At 71.0% G+C, this 20,528-nt stretch carries 22 protein-coding genes; 15 read left to right on the top strand and 7 right to left on the bottom strand.

What is annotated here, in order from left to right; genetic code table 11:
* Window positions 1-94 precede the first annotated feature (94 nt).
* Together rpsT and ACN27J_RS11530 are read right to left on the bottom strand one after the other, a co-directional pair.
* Window positions 95-361 (bottom strand): 30S ribosomal protein S20, encoded by a 267-nt coding sequence (gene rpsT, locus ACN27J_RS11535; protein WP_278170679.1) that lies wholly within the window; start codon window positions 359-361, stop codon window positions 95-97.
* 211 nt (window positions 362-572) lie between these two features.
* Window positions 573-1,598 carry a phosphotransferase gene (locus ACN27J_RS11530; RefSeq protein WP_421365879.1) on the bottom strand — a complete coding sequence of 342 codons (1,026 nt, stop codon included), beginning with the start codon at window positions 1,596-1,598 and terminating at the stop codon, window positions 573-575.
* 191 nt (window positions 1,599-1,789) lie between these two features.
* Between ACN27J_RS11530 and lepA the strand changes: the two genes are divergently transcribed.
* From lepA to ACN27J_RS11515, 3 genes are all read left to right on the top strand, one after another.
* A complete protein-coding gene (gene lepA, locus ACN27J_RS11525; protein ID WP_421365876.1) occupies window positions 1,790-3,676 on the top strand; it encodes a translation elongation factor 4 in 1,887 nt (628 codons plus the stop codon).
* Window positions 3,673-4,194, top strand: coding sequence for an NUDIX hydrolase (locus ACN27J_RS11520; protein WP_421365873.1), 522 nt, complete (start codon window positions 3,673-3,675; stop codon window positions 4,192-4,194). Before lepA ends, ACN27J_RS11520 begins: the two co-directional genes overlap by 4 nt.
* A gap of 105 nt (window positions 4,195-4,299) precedes the next feature.
* Window positions 4,300-4,578, top strand: coding sequence for a GlsB/YeaQ/YmgE family stress response membrane protein (locus ACN27J_RS11515; protein ID WP_278170675.1), 279 nt, complete (start codon window positions 4,300-4,302; stop codon window positions 4,576-4,578).
* A gap of 133 nt (window positions 4,579-4,711) precedes the next feature.
* Here the strand turns inward: ACN27J_RS11515 and ACN27J_RS11510 are convergent, their stop codons facing one another.
* The 3 genes from ACN27J_RS11510 to ACN27J_RS11500 form a co-directional block, all read right to left on the bottom strand.
* Complete coding sequence (locus ACN27J_RS11510; RefSeq protein ID WP_421365871.1) at window positions 4,712-5,614, bottom strand: phytanoyl-CoA dioxygenase family protein; 903 nt, start codon at window positions 5,612-5,614, stop codon at window positions 4,712-4,714.
* Window positions 5,615-5,873: 259 nt separating this feature from the next.
* Complete coding sequence (locus ACN27J_RS11505) at window positions 5,874-6,764, bottom strand: hypothetical protein (protein WP_421365868.1); 891 nt, start codon at window positions 6,762-6,764, stop codon at window positions 5,874-5,876.
* Window positions 6,765-6,915: 151 nt separating this feature from the next.
* Window positions 6,916-7,716 (bottom strand): enoyl-CoA hydratase-related protein, encoded by an 801-nt coding sequence (locus ACN27J_RS11500; protein ID WP_421365865.1) that lies wholly within the window; start codon window positions 7,714-7,716, stop codon window positions 6,916-6,918.
* Between the two features lie 17 nt (window positions 7,717-7,733).
* On the opposite strand from ACN27J_RS11500, the gene hemW reads away from it, so the two are divergent.
* Window positions 7,734-8,957 (top strand): radical SAM family heme chaperone HemW, encoded by a 1,224-nt coding sequence (gene hemW / locus ACN27J_RS11495; protein WP_421365862.1) that lies wholly within the window; start codon window positions 7,734-7,736, stop codon window positions 8,955-8,957.
* 93 nt (window positions 8,958-9,050) lie between these two features.
* Here the strand turns inward: hemW and ACN27J_RS11490 are convergent, their stop codons facing one another.
* Entirely contained in the window at window positions 9,051-9,608 is a 558-nt protein-coding gene (locus tag ACN27J_RS11490; RefSeq protein ID WP_421365860.1) for a DUF4870 domain-containing protein, read from the bottom strand.
* Window positions 9,609-10,010: 402 nt separating this feature from the next.
* Here ACN27J_RS11490 and hrcA point away from each other — a divergent pair, with 402 nt between their 5' ends.
* The 9 genes from hrcA (at window position 10,011) to era (ending at window position 17,840) form a co-directional block, all read left to right on the top strand.
* Complete coding sequence (gene hrcA, locus ACN27J_RS11485) at window positions 10,011-11,033, top strand: heat-inducible transcriptional repressor HrcA (protein WP_123604906.1); 1,023 nt, start codon at window positions 10,011-10,013, stop codon at window positions 11,031-11,033.
* 68 nt (window positions 11,034-11,101) lie between these two features.
* Entirely contained in the window at window positions 11,102-12,235 is a 1,134-nt protein-coding gene (gene dnaJ / locus ACN27J_RS11480; protein WP_281555662.1) for a molecular chaperone DnaJ, read from the top strand.
* Window positions 12,236-12,283: 48 nt separating this feature from the next.
* Window positions 12,284-13,027, top strand: a complete 744-nt coding sequence (locus tag ACN27J_RS11475; protein WP_421365857.1) for a 16S rRNA (uracil(1498)-N(3))-methyltransferase — start codon at window positions 12,284-12,286, stop codon at window positions 13,025-13,027.
* Window positions 13,028-13,097: 70 nt separating this feature from the next.
* Window positions 13,098-13,448: a histidine triad nucleotide-binding protein gene (locus tag ACN27J_RS11470; RefSeq protein ID WP_278170668.1), complete on the top strand. Its 351-nt coding sequence runs from the start codon at window positions 13,098-13,100 to the stop codon at window positions 13,446-13,448.
* 128 nt (window positions 13,449-13,576) lie between these two features.
* Window positions 13,577-14,635: a PhoH family protein gene (locus ACN27J_RS11465; RefSeq protein WP_278170666.1), complete on the top strand. Its 1,059-nt coding sequence runs from the start codon at window positions 13,577-13,579 to the stop codon at window positions 14,633-14,635.
* Window positions 14,636-14,652: 17 nt separating this feature from the next.
* The gene (gene ybeY, locus ACN27J_RS11460) at window positions 14,653-15,120 is read left to right on the top strand and encodes an rRNA maturation RNase YbeY (protein ID WP_278170664.1); all 468 of its coding nucleotides are present in this window, start codon (window positions 14,653-14,655) and stop codon (window positions 15,118-15,120) included.
* Entirely contained in the window at window positions 15,117-16,523 is a 1,407-nt protein-coding gene (locus tag ACN27J_RS11455; protein WP_421365853.1) for a hemolysin family protein, read from the top strand. Before ybeY ends, ACN27J_RS11455 begins: the two co-directional genes overlap by 4 nt.
* On the top strand, window positions 16,516-16,896 hold the full coding sequence (locus ACN27J_RS11450; protein WP_421365850.1) for a cytidine deaminase: 381 nt from the start codon (window positions 16,516-16,518) through the stop codon (window positions 16,894-16,896). Before ACN27J_RS11455 ends, ACN27J_RS11450 begins: the two co-directional genes overlap by 8 nt.
* 38 nt (window positions 16,897-16,934) lie before the next feature.
* Window positions 16,935-17,840 carry a GTPase Era gene (gene era, locus ACN27J_RS11445; RefSeq protein WP_421365848.1) on the top strand — a complete coding sequence of 302 codons (906 nt, stop codon included), beginning with the start codon at window positions 16,935-16,937 and terminating at the stop codon, window positions 17,838-17,840.
* Window positions 17,841-17,867: 27 nt separating this feature from the next.
* Here era and ACN27J_RS11440 read toward each other — a convergent pair whose 3' ends face one another.
* On the bottom strand, window positions 17,868-18,668 hold the full coding sequence (locus tag ACN27J_RS11440) for a DUF4097 family beta strand repeat-containing protein (RefSeq protein ID WP_421365845.1): 801 nt from the start codon (window positions 18,666-18,668) through the stop codon (window positions 17,868-17,870).
* 129 nt (window positions 18,669-18,797) lie between these two features.
* Between ACN27J_RS11440 and recO the strand changes: the two genes are divergently transcribed.
* Window positions 18,798-19,568 (top strand): DNA repair protein RecO, encoded by a 771-nt coding sequence (gene recO / locus ACN27J_RS11435; protein ID WP_421365842.1) that lies wholly within the window; start codon window positions 18,798-18,800, stop codon window positions 19,566-19,568.
* 2 nt (window positions 19,569-19,570) lie between these two features.
* Window positions 19,571-20,377, top strand: coding sequence for an isoprenyl transferase (locus ACN27J_RS11430; RefSeq protein ID WP_281550996.1), 807 nt, complete (start codon window positions 19,571-19,573; stop codon window positions 20,375-20,377).
* The last annotated feature ends 151 nt before the right edge of the window (window positions 20,378-20,528 follow it).

Raw genomic sequence — 20,528 nt, 5'->3', positions numbered from 1 at the left:
GAGCCAGCTGGTGGCATCGGTCACCCGAAACGGACCAGCCGACCTCGCGGGTCGGCTGATCCGCGAGGTCGGCTGGTCGGTGGGAACGGGCTCGTCAGGAGCCGATCGACTGCAGGCGCTTGGCGATCGCGGACTTGCGGTTCGCCGCCTGGTTCTTGTGGATCACGCCCTTGCTGACGGCCTTGTCGAGCTTGCGGCTGGCCTCCCGCATCAGCGCGGCAGCCTGCTCGGTGTCGCCGTTCGCGTTGGCCTCGTTGAACTTGCGGACGGCGGTCTTCAGCGCCGACTTGACCGACTTGTTCCGCAGCCGACGCTTCTCGTTCTGCCGGTTGCGCTTGATCTGGGACTTGATGTTCGCCACGCGACAGCCTCGCCCTGCTCATCCGAAATCGAAACGACCAAAATGACAATCCGCCTGCGGCGTACGCGGCCGCCCGAGTCATCCCGGTGACCGGGTCCGGCGCAGTGGCCGGTCCGGACAGATATCGGGAGTCCGACGGATGGCCGGGCCCGACAACCGGGATGCATGCTGGCGGCGCGTGTCGCCACGCGCGAAGGGCAAGGTTACCAGTTCACCGGTGCGCCGGCCAAAACGGGCCGGGCCAACCGCGCCGGGCGGCCAGCCAGGCCAGCGCCGTCTCCCCGCTGAACCGCTGGTGGGCGCGGACGTGCGGGGAGGCGCCGGTGGGCCCGGCGGACGCCCGGGTCAGCCAGTAGCCGGAGAGCGCCGCCAGCGCCGCGTCCAGCCCGCCGGGCGGCGCGTCGACCGCGGTCGGGTGCCGGGCGAACAGCGTGTCCGCGTCGAGGCCACTGGCGTACGCGGTGACCAGCAGGCTCGCCGTGTCGAACCAGGCGGGACCGTGACACACCCAGGTCCAGTCGCAGATCCACGCCATCCCGGTCCGGTCGATCAGCAGGTTGTCGAGGCGCAGGTCGCCGTGGATGACCCCGTCGTCGGACGCCAGGCGGGGCAGGTCCGCCTCCAGCGACGCCAGCTCTGGCAGGTGCCGCCGGAGCAGCCCGTCGCCGTCGGTGTCGGTGTCGAACACCGGCATGGCTTCCCGGCCGGCGGCTATCTCCTGCCACCAGGCCAGGTCGGCGCTGGCCAGGTCGGCCAGCCGGGGCAAACCGATGTTGACCAGTCCGGCCGGCGGCCGGCGCAGGGCGCGGGCCGCGCCAGCCCAACTGGCCAGGGCCGCGTCGAGCTCGGCCGGAGCCCAGGGCAGCGCCGGCATCCGGCCGTCGACCGCGTCGAGACAGAGTACGAAGTAGCCGGCGGTGGTGAGTGTCCACCGCGGCCTGGCCGCCGCCACCTGGGCCGGCAGTTCCGCCGTCAGCGCCGCCTCGCGGGCGTACCAGTCGCTGAGGTGCCGCTGCTCGACCAACGACGCGGCCTTGACGAACACCCGCTCGCCAGCGGAGGTGGTCAGGGTCGCGGCGAAGCCCCGGGTGAAGCCGCCGCCGGCGCTGGTCGCCCAGGTCACCGGGCTGCCGAGCCGACCGCAGATCGCCGCGCGCAGATCGGGTGGAAGGTCCGCCCAGGCGGGTCGAACCGATGTCGCGTCGTACCGGATAGCGGGCAACCGCACTGTAGCCACCCCTCCATCCTGCCGCGCCGCCGCCACGAACCCCGGCAGCGGCACCCGGCCGGCATCCGGCGTTGGCAGCCGCGCTAGGTGGTGGCCCAGTGGTGGGCATGGGCACCTCGACGATCGGGGCGTGGGAACATAGGTTGCGGCCGGCGACGCCGGCTGAGACGACGGACTCCAGCCCAGCAGAACGGACCACCGTGCCTCCGACGCCCGATTCCGGCGTGAACGCCCCCGGTGCCACCGAACCCGGCAGCATCCGGAACTTCTGCATCATCGCGCACATCGACCACGGCAAGTCGACCCTCGCCGACCGGATGCTCCAGCTCACCGAGGTGGTCGACCCGCGCCAGATGCGGGCCCAGTACCTGGACCGGATGGACATCGAACGGGAACGCGGCATCACGATCAAGAGCCAGGCGGTACGGATGCCCTGGACGATCCGCGCCGGTGAACGCCAGGGCGAGTCGGCCGTGCTCAACATGATCGATACCCCGGGGCACGTCGACTTCACCTACGAGGTGTCCCGCTCACTCGCCGCGTGCGAGGGCGCGGTGCTGCTGGTCGACGCGGCGCAGGGGATCGAAGCCCAGACGCTGGCCAATCTGTACCTGGCGCTGGAGAACGACCTGCACATCATCCCGGTGCTCAACAAGATCGACCTGCCGGCGGCGCAGCCGGAGAAGTACGCCGAGGAGTTGGCGCATCTGATCGGCGGCGATCCGGCCGACTGCATCCGGGTCTCCGGCAAGACCGGCGAAGGTGTTCCGTACCTGCTCGACGAGATCGTCCGCCAGTTCACCCCGCCGGTCGGTGACGCGGCGGCACCGGCGCGGGCCATGATCTTCGACTCGGTGTACGACGTCTACCGGGGGGTGGTGACCTACGTCCGGGTGATCGACGGGCGGATCGAGGCCCGCGACCGGATCAAGATGATGTCCACCGGCGCGACCCACGAGCTGCTGGAGATCGGGGTGATCTCACCTGAGATGATCAAGGCGACCGGGCTCGGTGTCGGCGAGGTCGGTTACCTGATCACCGGGGTGAAGGACGTCCGGCAGTCCCGGGTGGGGGACACCGTCACCATCAACGGCCGGCCGGCGACCGAGCCGCTCGGCGGCTACAAGGACCCGCGGCCGATGGTGTACTCCGGGCTGTATCCGATCGACGGTTCCGACTACCCGGCGCTGCGCGAGGCGCTGGACAAACTGAAGCTCAACGACGCGGCGTTGACCTACGAGCCGGAGACGTCCGGCGCGCTCGGCTTCGGGTTCCGCTGCGGCTTCCTGGGCCTGCTGCACCTGGAGATCATCGGGGAGCGGCTGGAGCGGGAGTTCAACCTCGACCTGATCTCGACCGCCCCGAACGTGGTCTACCAGGTGGTGATGGAGGACGGCGGGACGGCCACCGTCACCAACCCGAGCGAGTACCCGACCGGCAAGATCGCCGAGGTGCACGAGCCGGTGGTCCGGGCCACCGTACTGACCCCGAACGACTACGTCGGCGCGGTGATGGAGCTGTGCCAGGGCCGGCGCGGCTCGTTGCAGGGCATGGACTACCTCTCCGCCGACCGGGTCGAGCTGCGCTACACGCTGCCGCTCGCCGAGATTATCTTCGACTTCTTCGACCAGCTGAAGAGTCGCACCAAGGGCTACGCCTCGCTCGATTACGAGCCCTCCGGCGAGCAGCCGTCGGACCTGGTCAAGGTGGACATCCTGCTGCACGGTGAGCCGGTGGACGCGTTCAGCGCGATCGTGCACAAGGACAAGGCGTACAGCTACGGCACGACGATCGCCGCCAAGCTGCGCAATCTCATCCCGCGCCAGCAGTTCGAGGTGCCGATCCAGGCGGCGATCGGCAGCCGGGTGATCGCCCGGGAGACGATCCGGGCGATCCGCAAGGACGTGCTGGCCAAGTGCTATGGCGGCGACATCAGCCGTAAGCGCAAGCTGCTGGAGAAGCAGAAAGAGGGCAAGAAGCGGATGAAGATGGTCGGCCGGGTGGAGGTGCCGCAGGAGGCGTTCATCGCGGCCTTGTCCACCTCGGACGGCGGTGGCTCGGACGGGAAGTCCGGCGGCAAGCGGTGATCCCCCGTGGGTACGGACCAAGCGCGGCGTACTGCCCACGGTGCGGGGCCGGGCTTCCCGGTCCGCCGCCGGTGCGCTGCGGTGGCTGTGACTACCAGCTGTTCCAGAATTCCCGGCCGACTGTCAACGTGGTGGTGACCGACCCGGCCCGGACCCGGTTCCTGGCCATCCGGCGGGCCAAGCCGCCCCGGGCCGGTCAGTGGGAAACTCCTGGCGGATTCTGCGACGGGGCGGAACACCCCCGGTCGGCGGCGCTGCGCGAGTGCCGGGAGGAGTTGGGCGTCGAGGTCGAGCTCGGTGCGCTAATCGGTCTCTACCTGGGTGAGTACGAATTCCAGGACGAGACGTTGAGCGTGCTGGAGTGCTTCTTCCTGGCCACCCTGGCCAGCGACCGGGTCCGACTCGACTCGGCCGAGGCCACCGAGTGCGGTTGGTTCGCCCTCGCCGAGCCGCCGCCGTTGGCCTTCGCGACCATGGATGCGGCGGTACGGGACGTGGCGGCATCCTTCGGACGTTGACGCGGTTGCTCGTCCGGCGGAGATGAATCGGTTTGGTTGTCGCGATGGCCGGGAACTTAGCGGTCACCAAGGACAACGCGACATCTCCGACAAGGAGGATGAACAATGACCGTAATGGGAATCATCACCGCTCTCATCGTCGGCCTCATCATCGGTGCGCTCGGCCGTCTGGTCGTGCCGGGCAAGCAGAACATCCCGATCTGGTTGACCATGCTGATCGGCGTCGGCGCCGCCCTGCTGGGCACCGTCATCGCCCGTGCCGGCGGCTTCGCCAGCACCGCCGGCTTCGACTGGCGGGAGTTCTTCGTGCAGGTGATCCTTGCCGCGGTTGGTGTGGCGCTGGTCGTCGGGGTCGGTGGCCGGCGCAGCATGAGCCGGTACTGACTGGCCGGGTCGACTGACCGAGCGGTCGGCCGACGGACTGACCGATCGACAGCTGACGGCACCGGGTCCGTCGTCGGCGCCCATCCCGGCAGATGCCGGGGCGGACGCCGACGACGGACCCGGTTGCCGCAGGTCAGCGCAGCCAGGGGACGCTGCGGTCGAGCAGCCCACGCTCCTTGAGTTCCTTACGGAGCGGGATCTCGTCGTCGATGTAGCCGTTCCAGTTGATGCCCCAGTAGTTTGCGGTGTGGGTGCCTTCGCCGAGCAGCTGACGCTGCACCGGCGTCCGGTTCGCCCACCACTGGCTGTCCTTGTCGACATGCAACTCGTCCAACGGGCGGATCCAGCGGTAGGTGTACCCGATGAACAGCATCTTGCGGGTGATCGTCGACAGGTTGGTCGACCGGGAGTGCCATTGCCGGCGGTCGAAGATGAACGCATCGCCCGGGTTCGCGGTGATCTCGACCGTGCCTTCGGGATCCGGGTTCTGCACGGTGAGGTCGGCTGGGCGGGGCAGCGAGTTGCGCAGGTGGCTGCCGGGGATCACCTTGGTGGCGCCGCGGCCGGTCTCCGACAGGTCGGACAGGACGTAGGCCACCTTCAGCGAGAACATCGGCCGGGGCAGGTTCGGGTCCATCGTCTCCGGGTCGGAGTTCTGCCGGTAGCCGTCCTGGTGCCATCCCCAGTACGGCTTCTCCGGCTCCAGCGCCGGTGGGGTGACGTCGAGGTGGTTGTGGTGGGTGTAGATGTTCCAACCGGCCAGCCCCCACATGTAGGGGAACGCGATCGGATGGGTGAGCAGGTCGCCGAAGAGTTCGTCGCGGTCCAGGAAGCCCAGCAGGTGCAGGGTGCCGTCGGCGGTGGTCTTGCCGGCGGCCTTCTCCTCGGCGTACACCCGGTCGACCGCGGCCTCGAGCGCTGCCCGGTGGTCCTCGGTCAGCACGTTGCGCAGCAGGAGGAAGCCCTGCTCGTGGAACTCCTTGCGGTCGATGTCGCTGATCGCTTCGTAACCGGTCCGCCCGCCGTAATCGAACACAGCTTTCCCGTCCTGTCGGTGGTGCGCCCTTTTTCGGGCCTGGCGGATGCCGATCCTAGCCCGCCTCTCGGCCGGCCCGCCCGGGCCGATTGTCAGCAATTCGCGGGCCGTGTGGTTGGCCACAGCTGATTGCACGTGAGGTGTCGGGGCACGCACTTTCGGTACAGGTCCGTCGTGCAAAATGTCCGGATCGCATAGTTTGCCGTATGTTGCGCTAACTGTCGGTTAAGATATGCAACCAGGGGGCCGGTTGTCGACGTCAGGCGAAGACCTCCGCCATCACCCGCCCGGTCTCGATGTCCCCGTCGGAAATCGACGACCAACTGCCGCCTTCCGCAGTCCATTCCTGATCGCCGAACGTGACCCTTTTGACGCCATGATCAGTGGCATGGGAAACGAGCCAGTGCGCATATCGCCACCCGGCCTGCGGGTTCTCCACCGGGACGCTCAGTGACGGTGTGGTGGGCACCGGCAGCAGTGACTCCAGGCCGCCCCAGTCCAGCCGCAGATTGTCGGTGAGCGCCGCCGTCGCCTCGGCACCGCGCATCACCGGATCCCGGGTCACCGTGCAGGCGACCGCGCCGGTGGCCTCGCCGAGCAGCGCCGCGGTGAGCACCTGTGACTCGTCGGTCCACTTCTCGTACGCCTCGGGGAAGGCCGACCGCTGGACCGCCTGGGCGGCATCGGTGACCCGCATGTCCTGCCAACCCCGGACCCGCTCCAGGCCGGCGTAGAACGCGTTCGTCGCGTACCTGGTGTCGCTGATCTGCTCGACCGTGCCCCACCCCTGGCTGGGCCGCTGCTGGAACAACCCGACCGAATCCCGGTCGCCGCCGGTCAGGTTGCGCAGCTTGGACTCCTGGAACCCGGTCGCCAGCGCCACCACCACGGCACGGGGCGGCAGCCGACGCTGCACCCCGATCGCCGCGATCGTGGCGGCGTTCGCCATCTGCTCCGGATCGAGCGACACCCGACGCAGTTGGCCGTCGCCAGCCCCGGGCATGGAGTCGGGCAGCTCGACCGTGCAGCCCCGCCAGCCACCGGGCAACGCGAAATCGCCGATCCACCGGCCCAGGCCGACCCCGCCCAACAGGGCGATTGCCGCCAGCACGGCGACCAGCACCAGCACCGTCCGAGCCCGCACCGTCACCCCCACGCGTGTTGCTGGGACCTTTGGTACACCAGGGACGGTTGTGTCGTCCAGCGGGAGCGGGTCCCGCGCTTGTCGTACGCCGGCCCTTACGCCGTACGCCTCGACCCCTTACGTCGGAGATACCCCGTTTCGGGGCGACTATCCGTGGTCACCGCCCCGGCAGCCAGCTCGGGTCGCGTTTGTCGCGGAACGCCCGTACGCCCTCGCGGCCCTCTTCGGAGAGGAAGTATCCGGTGGAGAGCTCACGCAGCTCAGCCGTCTCGGCCCGAACGTCCGCCGCCGGGGTGCGGCGGAGCAGCTGCTTGGTGCCGGCCAGGGCGCCCGGGGCGCCCCGGACCAGCGCGGCGCAGCTCGCCGTCACCGCGGCGTCCAGCTCCCCGGCCGGTACGGCGGCGCTGACCAGACCGATCTGCGCCGCCCGGGCACCATCGAACAGCTCACCGGTGAGGTACAGCTGCGCCGCCGCCCGCGGCTGCAGCCGGCGCAGCACAGTGGCGGAGATCACCGCCGGGACCACTCCGAGCCGTACCTCGGTGAAGGCGAAGGTGGCCGCCGCGTCGCAGATCGCGATGTCGGCCGCGGCGATCAGCCCCAGCCCGCCGGCCCGCGCCGGGCCGCCGACCCGGGCGACCACCGGCTTGGGGCACTCCCAGAGCGCCGCCAGCACGTCGCCGAGCATCCCGACCGGCACCTGTCGGGTCGCGTACGCCTCGGCGGTCTCCTTCAGGTCGGCGCCGGAGCAGAAGACCGGACCGGTGTGGCTCAGCACCACCACCCGGACCTGCGGGTCGGCGACCGCCTCGGCCAGGCCGGCGAGCAGTTCGGTCATCAGCGGGGTGGACAGCGCGTTGCGGTTGCCCGGGCTGTCCAGGGTCAGGGTGGTGATCCCGGCGGCGGTGGCCGTACGGATCAGTGGCTGCGCGGACCTGGTGGGTCGGGGCTCATCCATGCCGGCACACTAGTCCCATGCCAGGAGCACCACCCGCCGGTACGCCGGTGCCCGCCGACGGGGCGCTGCCGCCGTCCGCGCTCGCCCGCAGCGGCCAGCGCGGCTTCGGGGTCTATCTGCACGTGCCGTTCTGCGCCACCCGCTGCGGCTACTGCGACTTCAACACGTACACGCCCGCCGAACTTGGCGGCAGCGCACCGGTCGGGGAGTACCTGGACGCCGTACTGGCCGAGCTGGAACTGGCCGCGAAGGTGCTGGCCGACCGCCCGCCACGGCAGGTGGACACGGTCTTCGTCGGCGGCGGCACGCCGAGCCTGCTGCCCGCCGACGCGCTGGCCCGGCTGCTCGACGCGATCGACGCCACCTGGGGGCTGGCCGTCGACGCGGAGGTCACCACCGAGGCCAACCCGGAGTCGGTGACCCCGGCGTCGCTGCGGGCGCTGCGGGCCGCCGGCTACACCAGGGTGTCACTCGGCATGCAGTCGACCGCAGCGGCGGTGCTCGCCGTGCTGGACCGCCGGCACGCGCCGGGCCGCGCGGTCACCGCCGCCCGGGAGGCCCGGGAGGCCGGATTCGAGCACGTCAATCTCGATCTGATCTACGGTACGCCGGGGGAGAGCGCGGCGGACTTCGCCGAGTCGCTGGCGGCGGTGGTGGCGGCCGGGGTGGACCACGTCAGCGCGTACGCGCTGATCGTCGAGGACGGCACCCGGTTGGCGGCCCGGATGCGGCGCGGCGAACTGCCGTATCCCGACGACGACGTCGCCGCCGACCGCTACCTCGCCGCCGAATCGGCGCTGAGCGGCGCCGGATTCGACTGGTACGAGGTGTCGAACTGGGCCCGGTCGGCCGCCGGCCGGTGCCGGCACAACCTGTTGTACTGGACCGGCGGTGACTGGTGGGGGCTCGGGCCGGGGGCGCACAGCCACGTCGGCGGGGTCCGCTGGTGGAACGTGCGGCATCCCCGGTCGTACGCCGAGCGGCTGGCCGCCGGACGGTCGCCCGGCCACGGCCGGGAACTACTCACCGGCACCGAGCAGCAGGTCGAAGAGGTGATGCTGGGGCTGCGGCTGGCCAGTGGGCTGCCGCTGGCGCGACTGGCCCCGGCCGGCCGGATCGCGGCCCGTCAAGCCGGCGACGACGGGCTGCTCGACCCCGGCGCGCTCGCCGCCGGGCAGGCGGTGCTGACCCTGCGCGGCCGGCTGCTGGCCGACGCGGTCGTCCGGGACCTGCTCCCGTGAGACCCGCTGCTGGGCTGCCTTGCGTGGCGTGGCCCGCATTGCCCGCCACCGGTGACGCCCCCGGAGCCGGTACGGATCCGGGGGCGAGCGGTGTCACTTGATGAAGTTGGCGGACATCGGGTACTTGTACAGCGTCCCCTCGTTGGCCTTAACGCCCGCGATGATCCCGAAGATGATCTGGATCGCGAACACCACCAGGCTGGGGATGAACAACAGGCACCAGCTGACGAAGAGCAGCACGAAGGCGATCGCCGACCAGAGGATCTGGAAGTTGAGCGCGGCCAGCGCGTGCGCCCGTACGGCCGGTGACTGCTGACCCTTGACCAGGTAGGCGATCAGCGGGCCGACGAAGCCGAGCGGTCCGAAGCTGATGAACGCGCCCAGGGCGCCACCGAAGTGGGCGATCAGGGCCCAGGTCTTGTCGTCGTTGGTGGCGTAGCCGGACGGGGGTTGACCTCCGTACGCCGGACCGCCGGGCGGGTAACCGCCGGGCGGGGGATATCCGCCGGCGCCGCTGGGCGGCGGGGGGTATCCGGGAGAGGAGGCCTCGCCCGGCATCGAGTAGGACGCTGGAGGTGGCGGCGGGGAGTTGGGGTCCTGCGGCATGCCGCCGGGACCGTTCTCCCCTGGTGGGCGAGGTGGTTCAGTCATGCCCGACACGGTAGGGGGACGGATCAAGCCGCGCCAGTTAGCCCCGCCGACGATTTTCCCGTCCGGGCAGGCCGTCTCCGCTGGTCGGTCGGCTTGTGTGGGGCCCGCCGGCCGGCTTGCGGAGCCCCGCCGGCCGGCTTGCGGAGCCCCGCCGGCCGGCTTGCGGAGCCCCGCCGGCCGACCGATCCGACCCGGGTGAGTGCCCTTGGTGACATATCGCCCGGTACGCCCCCGCCCGGCGAACTGATCATCGCCGGCCCGGCCCGATCGACGTATGCTGGCACTCACAACAGGCGAGTGCCAGCAGGGCGTCCGTCGTCGGTCCGGCCACCCACCGGCCGCCGCGACGGCCGGGGCCGTAGCCTCGGACCGGTCCGACCGGTGCCAGCGGAGGAGGTGCAGATGGGTCTCGACGACCGCAAACTCGACGTGCTTCGGGCGATCGTCGAGGACTACGTCGCCACTCAGGAGCCGGTCGGCAGCAAGGCGCTGGTCGAGCGGCACCAGCTCGGAGTGTCACCGGCGACCGTCCGTAACGACATGGCGGTGCTGGAGGAGGAGGGCTACATCCGGCAGCCGCACACCAGCGCCGGGCGGGTCCCGACCGACCGTGGCTACCGGTTGTTCGTCGACCGGCTGTCCCGGGTGAAACCGCTCAGCCCGGCGGAGCGCAGGGCGATCGAACGCTTCCTCGCCGGCGCCGTCGACCTCGACGACGTCGTGCACCGCACCGTCCGGCTGCTCGCCCAGCTCACCCGCCAGGTCGCGGTGGTGCAGTACCCGAGCCTGTCCCGGTCGTCGGTACGGCACCTGGAGCTGGTGCCGATCTCGACCACCCGGCTGATGCTGGTCCTGATCGTCGACACCGGCCGGGTCGAGCAGCGACTGGTGGAGCTGCCGGCCCCGATCAGTGCCGACGACGTGACCGACCTGCGTCGGCTGGCCAACGAGAAGCTCGACGGCTGTCGGCTCTCCGACACCCCGCCGTTGGTCCAGGCGTTGGTCGACGAGGCGCCATCGGACCTGCGACCGGCGATGACCACGCTTTCGACGGTCCTGCTGGAGACGCTGGTCGAGCGGCACGAGGAACGCATCGCGCTGGCCGGGACCGCTAACCTGACCAGAGGGGGACTACTCGACTTCCAGGGCTCCCTGCGTCCGATACTGGAGGCACTGGAGGAGGAGGTCGTCCTGCTCAAACTGATCGGCGAGGTGGAGCCGAGCACCCTGCGGGTCCGCATCGGCGACGAGAACGAGATCGACAACCTGCGGGCCGCATCCGTGGTCAGCACCGGTTACGGTCCGGGCACCGTCATCGTCGGTGGCCTCGGCGTGCTGGGGCCCACCCGGATGGACTACCCCGGCACCATCGCCACGGTTCGCGCCGTGGCACGCTACGTCGGCGATCTGCTGGCGCAGAACTGACCGGCGGGCAGGATAACCGACCCGGCGAACTGCACATGCGAGACTGACACATGAGGACACCAGACGCAGTGGCCAAGGACTACTACGGGATTCTCGGCGTGAGCCGGGACGCCTCCGCTGACGACATCAAGCGGGCCTACCGCAAGTTGGCCCGGCAGTACCATCCGGACGTCAATCCGGATCCGGTGGCGGCTGACAAGTTCAAGGACATCAACGCCGCGTACGAGGTGCTCTCCGACGACCAGAAGCGGCAGATCGTCGACCTTGGTGGCGACCCGTTGGCACCCGGCGGCGCGCCCGGCGGCGGCCCCGGCGGGGCCGGCCCCTTCGTCGGCTTCCAGGACATCATGGACGCCTTCTTCGGGGCGGCGGCCGGCTCCCGTGGGCCGAGGTCGCGGACCCGTCCCGGCGCCGACGCGATCCTGCGCCTGGAACTCGATCTGACCGACACCGCGTTCGGCGTGGAAGCGCCGATCACCGTCGACACCGCGGTGATCTGCACCACATGCTCCGGCGCGGGCACCGCGGCCGGCACCCACCTGGCGACCTGCGAGGCGTGCGGCGGGCGCGGCGAGGTCCAGTCCGTGCAACGGACCTTCCTCGGCCAGGTGGTCTCGTCCCGGCCCTGCGTCGCCTGCCAGGGCTACGGCACCGTCATCCCGCACCCCTGCACCACCTGTTCCGGCGACGGCCGGGTGCGGACCCGACGTTCACTGACCGTCAAGATCCCCGCCGGGGTGGAGGACGGGATGCGGATCCGGCTGGCCCAGCAGGGCGAGGTCGGGCCGGGCGGGGGCACCGCCGGTGACCTGTACGTCGAGATCCACGAGCGGCCGCACGACGTCTACTCCCGCAAGGGCGACGACCTGCACTGCCGGGTCACCGTGCCGATGACCGCCGCGGCGCTCGGCACCCGGCTGACCATCCGGACCCTGGACAGCGACGAGCCGGTGGACGTCAAGCCGGGCACCCAACCGGGTGCCACCCTGCGGTTGCGCGGGCGCGGCGTGCCGCACCTGCGCGGCACCGGCCGCGGTGACCTCTACGTGCACCTCGACGTGCGTACCCCGACCAAGCTCGACGCCGAGCAGGAGCGGACGCTGCGGGAGTTCGCCAAGGCCCGGGGCGAGGAGGTCGCCGAGCTGACCAAGCAGGGCGGGTTCTTCTCCCGGATGCGCGACGCGTTCAACGGCCACGGCTGACCCGCCGCCCGGTCCGGCCAGCGAGCAGCAGCGGAGAACCGATCCGACGTGAGCGCCCCACTGTTTCTCGTCGAGCGCCTGCCGACCGGGCCGACCCACACCCTCGACGGGCCGGAGGGCCACCACGCCGCGACCGTGGTCCGGCTGCGCCCGGGTGAGCAGTTGCGGCTCGCCGACGGGCGCGGCGGCGTCGCCGACGCGGTGGTCGAGGCCGTCGGCCGGCACCAGCTCGACCTGCGGGTCCTCGACACCGGGTACGTCAGCGCCACCGACCCCCGGCTGGTGGTGGCGCAGGGCGTCGCCAAGGGCGACCGGGGCGAGCTGGCGGTGCAGGCGATGACCGAGGTCGGGGTGGACGAGATCGTTCCGTGGGCGGCCGCCCGCTCGGTGACCCGCTGGCGCGACGACCGTGGTGCCCGGGCCCGGCAACGATGGGTCGGCACCGCGCGGGAGGCCACCAAACAGGCCCGCCGGCTGTGGCTGCCGACGATCGGCGGCTCCGACCAGCAGCCGGCCGAGTCGACCGACGCGGTCGCCGCCCGGTGCACGGCGTCGGCCGCCAGCTTCGTCCTGCACGAGTCGGCGCAGCAGCGGCTGGCCGTCGCCGATCTGCCGACCACCGGGTCGGTCATGCTGGTGGTGGGGCCGGAAGGCGGGATCGACGACGCCGAGCTGGCCACCTTCGTCGACGCCGGGGCCCGGCCGGTGCGGCTCGGCCCGGCGGTGCTGCGGACGTCGACCGCCGGTGTCGCGGCACTCGCCCTGCTCTCCGGTCGGCTGGGGCGCTGGTAACGCCGTGGTTGAGGCGCTGGTGGCGCGGCGGTGGACCGGCCGGACCCCGGTCACCGCTACCATCCGTCGGGTGAGCGACAACTGTGTCTTCTGCCGGATCGCCGCCGGGGAACTGCCGACCACCCTGCTGTACGACGGGGCCAACACGGTCGCGTTCCGGGACCTCCACCCGCAGGCACCCACCCACGTGCTGGTGATACCGAAGCAGCACCACCCCGACGTCGCCGCGCTTGCCGCGGCCGACCCCGCCGTTGCGGGCGAGCTGTTGACCACGGCGGCTGCGGTGGCGCAGGCCGAAGGGCTGGCCGCCGACGGGTTCCGGTTGATCTTCAACACCGGCCGGTACGCCGGTCAGGAGGTGTTCCACGTGCACGCTCACGTGCTGGGTGGGGCACCACTCGGTCCGCTGCTGTCCCGTTGACAACCGGCGGAAATGGAGCCGCTGCGCCGGGCGTTGAGCGGATACGATGGCAGCAAGTCCGCCCGCCACGGCCGACCGGGTCGGGGCGCTGAAATGGAAGCAGGTGCGAAAGGCCGTCAGGCCGACCCATGACCGGCACTCCACCTCCCGGGCAGGCCCGGGTGCAGACCAGGATCACCGTCCCGGACCCGCAGATCATGGTCAACCTGCTCGGCGCAGGCGACGAGATCCTGCGGCTGGTCGAGCAGTCCCTCGCCAGCGATGTCCACGTACGCGGCAACGAGATCACCATCACCGGTGTGCCGTCGGACAACGCGGTGGCCGAGCGGCTGTTCAGCGAGCTGCTCGAGCTCATCGCCAAGGGCGAGACGCTGACCACCGACGCGGTCCGGCGTACCGTCGGCATGCTGGCGCAGGGCGGCAGCGAGCGCCCCGCCGACGTGCTCACCCTCAACATCCTCTCCCGGCGCGGGCGGACCATCCGGCCCAAGACCCTGGGCCAGAAGCGGTACGTGGACGCGATCGACGCGCACACCATCGTCTTCGGCATCGGCCCCGCCGGCACCGGCAAGACCTACCTCGCGATGGCCAAGGCGGTGCAGGCCCTGCAGGCCAAGCAGGTCAACCGGATCATCCTCACCCGGCCGGCGGTCGAGGCCGGTGAGCGGCTCGGCTTCCTGCCCGGCACGCTCTACGAGAAGATCGACCCCTACCTGCGTCCGCTCTACGACGCGCTGCACGACATGCTCGACCCCGACTCCATCCCGAAGCTGATGGCGGCCGGCACCATCGAGGTCGCGCCGCTGGCCTACATGCGGGGTCGCACCCTCAACGACGCCTTCATCATCCTCGACGAGGCGCAGAACACCACGGCCGAGCAGATGAAGATGTTCCTGACCCGGCTCGGCTTCGGCTCCCGGATCGTGGTCACCGGCGACATCACCCAGGTCGACCTGCCCGGTGGCACCTCCAGCGGGCTGCGTACCGTTCGGGACATCCTCACCGGCCTGGACGACGTGCACTTCGCGCAGCTGTCCAGCACCGACGTGGTGCGCCACCGGCTGGTCAGCGACATCGTCGACGCGTACGCCCGGTGGGACGCCGACCGCGAGGCACAGCAGAATCAGGGCGTCCACGCGGTCCAGGGCCGGACCGCCCACGGCGGCCGGGCGAACCGGCGCCGATAGAGCTTCGGGAGAGACACGTGTCCATCGAGATCGCCAACGAGTCCGGAATCGACGTCGACACCGACGCGGTGCTCGCCGTCGCCCGTCACGCGCTGGACGAGATGGGCGTCAACCCGCTCGCGGAGCTGTCGGTGCTGCTGGTCGACCAGGACTACATGGCCGAGCTCAACCACCGCTGGATGGGCAGCGACGGGCCGACCGACGTGCTCGCCTTCCCGATGGACGAGGGCAGCGTCGACCACGGTCCGGGCGAGTCGAGCCCGGACGAGCCGGGCCTGCTCGGCGACATCGTGCTCTGCCCGGAGGTAGCCGCCAAGCAGGCGGCCACCGCCGGGCACGCCGCCGCCGACGAGCTGCACCTGCTCACCGTGCACGGGGTGCTGCACCTGCTCGGCTACGACCACGCCGAGCCGGACGAGGAACGTGAGATGTTCGAGTTGCAGGCTCGCCTGCTCTACAGCTGGAAGGAAGCCCGGGCCACGTGAACTCTGGCCATACCACCGGCACCCCGCTGGCCGCCGCTGCGGCAGCCACCGGGCTGCCGGACCTGCAACTGTTGGTCATCGCCGCCGGTCTGGTGGTGCTGGCCGGAATCATCGCGATGACCGAGGCGGCGCTGGTCGTCGTCTCGCCGGCCCGGGCCGCCGAGCTGGCCCGTGACGGCAGCCGTTCCGCCCGGGCGCTGCAGATCGTCGCAGCGGACGCGGTCCGGCACGTCAATCTGCTGCTGCTGCTCCGGCTGCTCTGCGAGCTGACCGCCACCACCCTGGTCGCGCTGGTCGCCGTGGACACCTTCGGTGCCGGCTGGACGGCGGCGCTGGTCACCGCAGGGGCGATGACCGTGGTCAGCTTCGTGGTGGTCGGGGTCGGCCCGCGTACGATCGGCCGCCAGCACGCCTTCGTCGTGGCGCGGGCGACCGCGCCGCTGGTGCGCGGTCTGGGCCGCGCCCTGAACCCGCTGGCCTCGCTGCTGATCCTGATCGGCAACGCGGTGACCCCGGGCAAGGGCTTCCGGGAAGGTCCCTTCGCCACCCAGATCGAGCTGCGGGAGCTGGTCGACCTGGCCGAGCAGCGCGGCGTCGTGGAGCACGGCGAGCGCCAGATGATCCACTCGGTGTTCGCGCTCGGTGACACCATCGCCCGTGAGGTGATGGTGCCGCGGACCGAGATGGTGTGGATCGAACGGCACAAGACGTTGCGCCAGGCGCTGGCGCTGTTCCTACGGTCCGGCTTCTCCCGGATTCCGGTGATCGGCGGGAACGTCGACGACGTGGTGGGCATCATCTACCTCAAGGACGTGGTCCGTCGGGCCCACGCGGTCGGGCCGGGCAGCGACGAGGTCCCGGTGGTCGAGCTGATGCGTCCGGCGACGTTCGTGCCGGAGTCCAAGCCGGTGGACGACCTGCTCTCCGAGATGCAGGCCGCCCGCACCCACCTGGTGATCGTGGTCGACGAGTACGGTGGCACCGGGGGACTGGTCACCATCGAGGACATCCTGGAGGAGATCGTCGGGGAGATCACCGACGAGTACGATGTCGAGCGGCCACCGGTCGAACGACTCGACGACGACCGGGTCCGGGTGACCGCCCGGCTGCCGGTCGAGGACCTCGGCGAGCTGTTCGACGTGGAGATCTCCGACGACGAGGTCGAGACGGTCGGCGGGTTGATGGCCCACCTGCTCGGCCGGGTGCCGATCCCCGGTGCGGAGGTCACCGTCGCCGGTCTTCGGCTGGTCGCCGAGGGCACCACCGGCCGGCGTAACCGGGTGGACACCGTCCTGGTCAGCCGGACCGTCGACCGGCCGGCCGAGCCGTCGGCCGAGCGTACCGCCGGCGGCAGAGACCACCGTCATGCCAGAGCAGAGGAAAGGCAGCACGCAGATGCCTGAGTCGCCGTCGGCCACGCCGGCCGGGTCGGAGCCGGAGCCGCAGCTCAGCGCCGAGGACAGCAAGCTGGTCGTGCTGGCCCGCAGCGCCCGGGCCCGGATCGGGGCGGCCGAGGGCGCCGCCGTGCGGGACCAGGACGGGCGCACCTACGCCGGGGCGAACGTCGCGTTGCCGTCGTTGACGCTGACCGCGTTGCAGCTGGCGGTCGCGTCGGCCGTCGCGTCCGGGGCCACCCGGCTGGAGGCGGCCGCGGTGGTCACCGAAGCCTCCACCTTGGACGGTGCTGGCCACGCGGTGGTGCGTGACCTGGCCACCGACGCGCCGGTCCACGTCGCGGCCCCGGACGGCAAACTGCTCGGCACGGTACGCCAGTGAGCCGGCACGGTACGCCAGCACGTTCGCACGGTACGCCAGTGAGCCGGCGCGGGTCGGCTCCGCCGGAGACCTTCCGGGCGGGCTTCGCCTGTTTCGTCGGCCGCCCGAACGCCGGAAAGTCGACCCTGACCAACGCGATCGTCGGGCAGAAGATCGCGATCACCTCCAGCAAGCCGCAGACCACCCGGCACGTGATCCGGGGCGTCCTGCACCAGCCGCAGTCGCAACTGGTCCTGGTCGACACCCCCGGGCTGCACCGGCCGCGGACGCTGCTCGGCGAACGCCTCAACGACCTGGTCCGCCAGACCTGGAGCGAGGTCGACGTGATCGGGTTGTGCATCCCGGCCAACGAGCCGATCGGCCGGGGCGACCGGTTCATCACCGGGGAGATCGCCGAGCTCAAAGCGACGGTGCTGGCGGTGGTCACCAAGACCGACCTGGTCGACCGGGGCCGACTCGCCGAACAGCTGCTCGCGGTCAGCGAGCTGGGTGACTTCGCCGACGTGGTGCCGGTCAGCGCCGCCACCGGCCACCAGGTGCAGACCCTGGTCGACGTGATGACCGGCCACCTGCCCGAATCCCCCCGGCTCTACCCGGACGACATGCTCACCGACGAGCCGGAGCAGGTGCTGATCGGCGAGCTGATCCGGGAAGCCGCGCTGGAGGGCGTACGGGACGAGTTGCCGCACTCGATCGCGGTGATCGTCGAGGAGATGCTCCCAGAGGATTCGCTGATCCGGATATATGCTGACATCTACGTCGAGCGGCCGAGTCAGAAGGCGATCGTCATCGGTGCCGGCGGCAGCCGGCTACGCGACGTCGGCACCCGCTCCCGCAAGGAGATCGAGGAGCTGCTCGGCAGCCGGGTCTACCTCGATCTGCACGTGCGGGTGGCCAAGGACTGGCAGCGTGACCCCCGGCAGCTGCGCAAACTGGGCTTCTGACCTGGTATCTGCGCGACGTTCTCCTGATCAGTCCCGGTTGCGGTCGATGACGATGCTCCCGCTGCCGGTCCGCGCGTCGATCAGATGCTCGCCGTCCGGATCGTCCGGCACCCGTACATCGGCCGATCCGGATCCGGTCTCGGTGCGGATCCGGTAGCTACCCGCGGGCACGGTGACGTGCACCGACCCACTCGATGTCTCGGCGCGCACCGGACCTGGGTCGTCAAGGGTGAGTTCCACCTTCCCGGAGCCGGTGGTCGCGACCACGCCATCGCCGCTGAGACCGCGGCCATCGATGGAGCCGGAACCGGTGTGCAGCTCCGCCGGACCGGTCAGCCGGTACGCGGTGATGCCGCCGGAACCGGTCCGCGCGTCCACCCGACCAGTAGCCCGGTCGATGGTGATGCTCCCCGATCCGACCCGCACCGACACGTCCGACACGTCGAACAACATCAGCTGGCCGGAGCCGTTCTCACCCTCGACCGAGACACCCGGGGGCGCGACGATGTCGTACGACACGTCGCACCGCCAGCCGCACGACGTGTCCAGCTCGAGCACCGTGCCATCGATCCGGTAGGTCCGACCCGGCTCGGAGCGCTGGTAGCGGACAACCCGCTGAATCTCGACCGTGTCACCGGGCCGGGTCCGCACCAGCACGTCCCCGTCGCCGGATTCCACGATCCGTACGGCGGTGATCGGGACCGTCTCGGTGTCGTTGAAGTCCTCCTGATGCCAGTCAAGCGGGGCGCACGCCGCCGAGGTGACGGCAAGCAGCGCGACGGCCGACGCGGCGGCGAGTGCGGTGGTCGTGGTGCGGGTGTGAGTCATACCGGTGACGCTACGAGCGCCAACGACGGGGCACATCCGGCGCGGCCACGGATCTGTCCCGGATCGCGACCCTGAGTCCGTATCAGGGCCGGCCGCCGGCACACCCGGTGGGCACGGGACAATGACCGGGTGCCCGGATACCGCCGCCAGCTCTACCGCGACGACGCGGTGGTGCTGCGCGTACAGAAGCTGGGCGAATCCGACCGGATCATCACCCTGCTGACCCGCCGGCACGGCCGGCTGCGGGCGGTCGCCCGGGGGGTACGCCGGACCACCTCCCGGTTCGGCGCCCGGCTGGAGCCGTTCGGCCACGTCGACCTGCAGATCGCCGGGAACCCCGACGGTCCCGGCAGCTCACTGCACACGGTCAGCCAGGTCGAAGGGCTGCACCTGTACGGCAAACGGTTCCTGGCCGACTATCCGCGCTACACGGCGGCCAGCGCGATCGTCGAAACCGCCGAGCGGCTCACCCCGGTCGAACGGGAGCCGTCGCTGCGGCTGTTCCAGCTCACCCTCGGCGCGCTGCGGGCCCTGGCCGACGGCGACCACGCCGGCACCCTCGTGCTCGACGCGTACCTGCTGCGCGGGATGGCCCTCGCCGGCTGGGCCCCGGCACTGCGCGACTGCGCCGTCTGCGGCACCCAGGGCCGGCACCGGGCGTTCTCCGTACCGGCCGGGGGGTGTGTCTGCCCGGACTGCCGACCACCCGGCGCGGCCCACCCGGCCCCGGCCACCATCGACCTGATGGCCGCCCTGGCCACCGGCGACTGGCAGGTGGCGGACACCTCGGAACCGGCCACCCGCCGGGAGTGCAGCGGGCTGGTGGCGGCGCACCTGCAGTGGCATCTGGAGCGCGGGTTACGCTCGCTGCCGCTGGTCGACCGTTCCCCAGGAGACTGATCATGACCAAGGGCAGGGGCCTGCGCCCGCCGGTGGCACCCACTCCGCACCCGTCCGGTGCCCGGCCACCGGCGCTGCCGAAGCAGGCGCTGCCCGACCACGTGGCGATCGTGATGGACGGCAACGGCCGGTGGGCCAAGGACCGGGGACTGCCCCGGACCAAGGGGCACGAGCAGGGCGAGTTCTCGCTGTTCGACACCGTCGAAGGCGCGATCGAGCTGGGGATTCCGTACCTGTCGGCGTACGCGTTCTCGACGGAGAACTGGCGGCGTTCGCCGGACGAGGTCCGCTTCCTGATGGGCTTCAACCGCGACGTCATCCGCCGCCGCCGTGACCAGCTGGTCGACCTGGGGGTACGGGTGGTGTGGTCGGGCCGGGCCGGCCGGCTGTGGAAGAGCGTGATCTCCGAGCTGCAGACCGCCGAGGAGATGTCCCGCCACAACAGCACGCTCACCCTGCAGTTCTGCGTCAACTACGGCGGCCAGGCGGAGATCGCCGACGCGGCGGCGGCGATCGCCCGGGACGTCGCGGCCGGCAAGGTCGACCCGGCCCGGGTCAACGAGAAGATGCTGGCCCGCTACCTCTACCACCCGGAAGTGCCCGAGGTGGACCTGTTCCTGCGGCCGTCCGGCGAGCAGCGGACGTCGAACTTCATGCTCTGGCAGTCGGCCTACGCCGAGCTGGTCTTCCTGGACACCCTCTGGCCCGACTTCGACCGGCGGCACCTGTGGTACGCCTGCGAGCTGTACGCGCAGCGGGACCGCCGGTTCGGTGGTGCCCTGCCCAACCCGGTCGCCCCGCAGGGCTGAGCGCGCCCCGATCCCGCGCCGCCGCCGGACTGTCTGGAAAACCGGGTGCGTCGGGGGAGCGCACCGGTTAGCGTGACGGTCATGCGCTACTGACGCCCTCTTTTTCGCAGTGCCGCGACCGCCCGGCGGTCGCCGTCGATCCGTGCCGTGC

The organism is Solwaraspora sp. WMMB762 (genome assembly GCF_049179115.1).
Classification (GTDB): Bacteria; Actinomycetota; Actinomycetes; order Mycobacteriales; family Micromonosporaceae; genus Micromonospora_E.
Note: the sequence above shows the minus strand (reverse complement) of the source record. Positions and strands in the feature narration are given on the sequence as shown.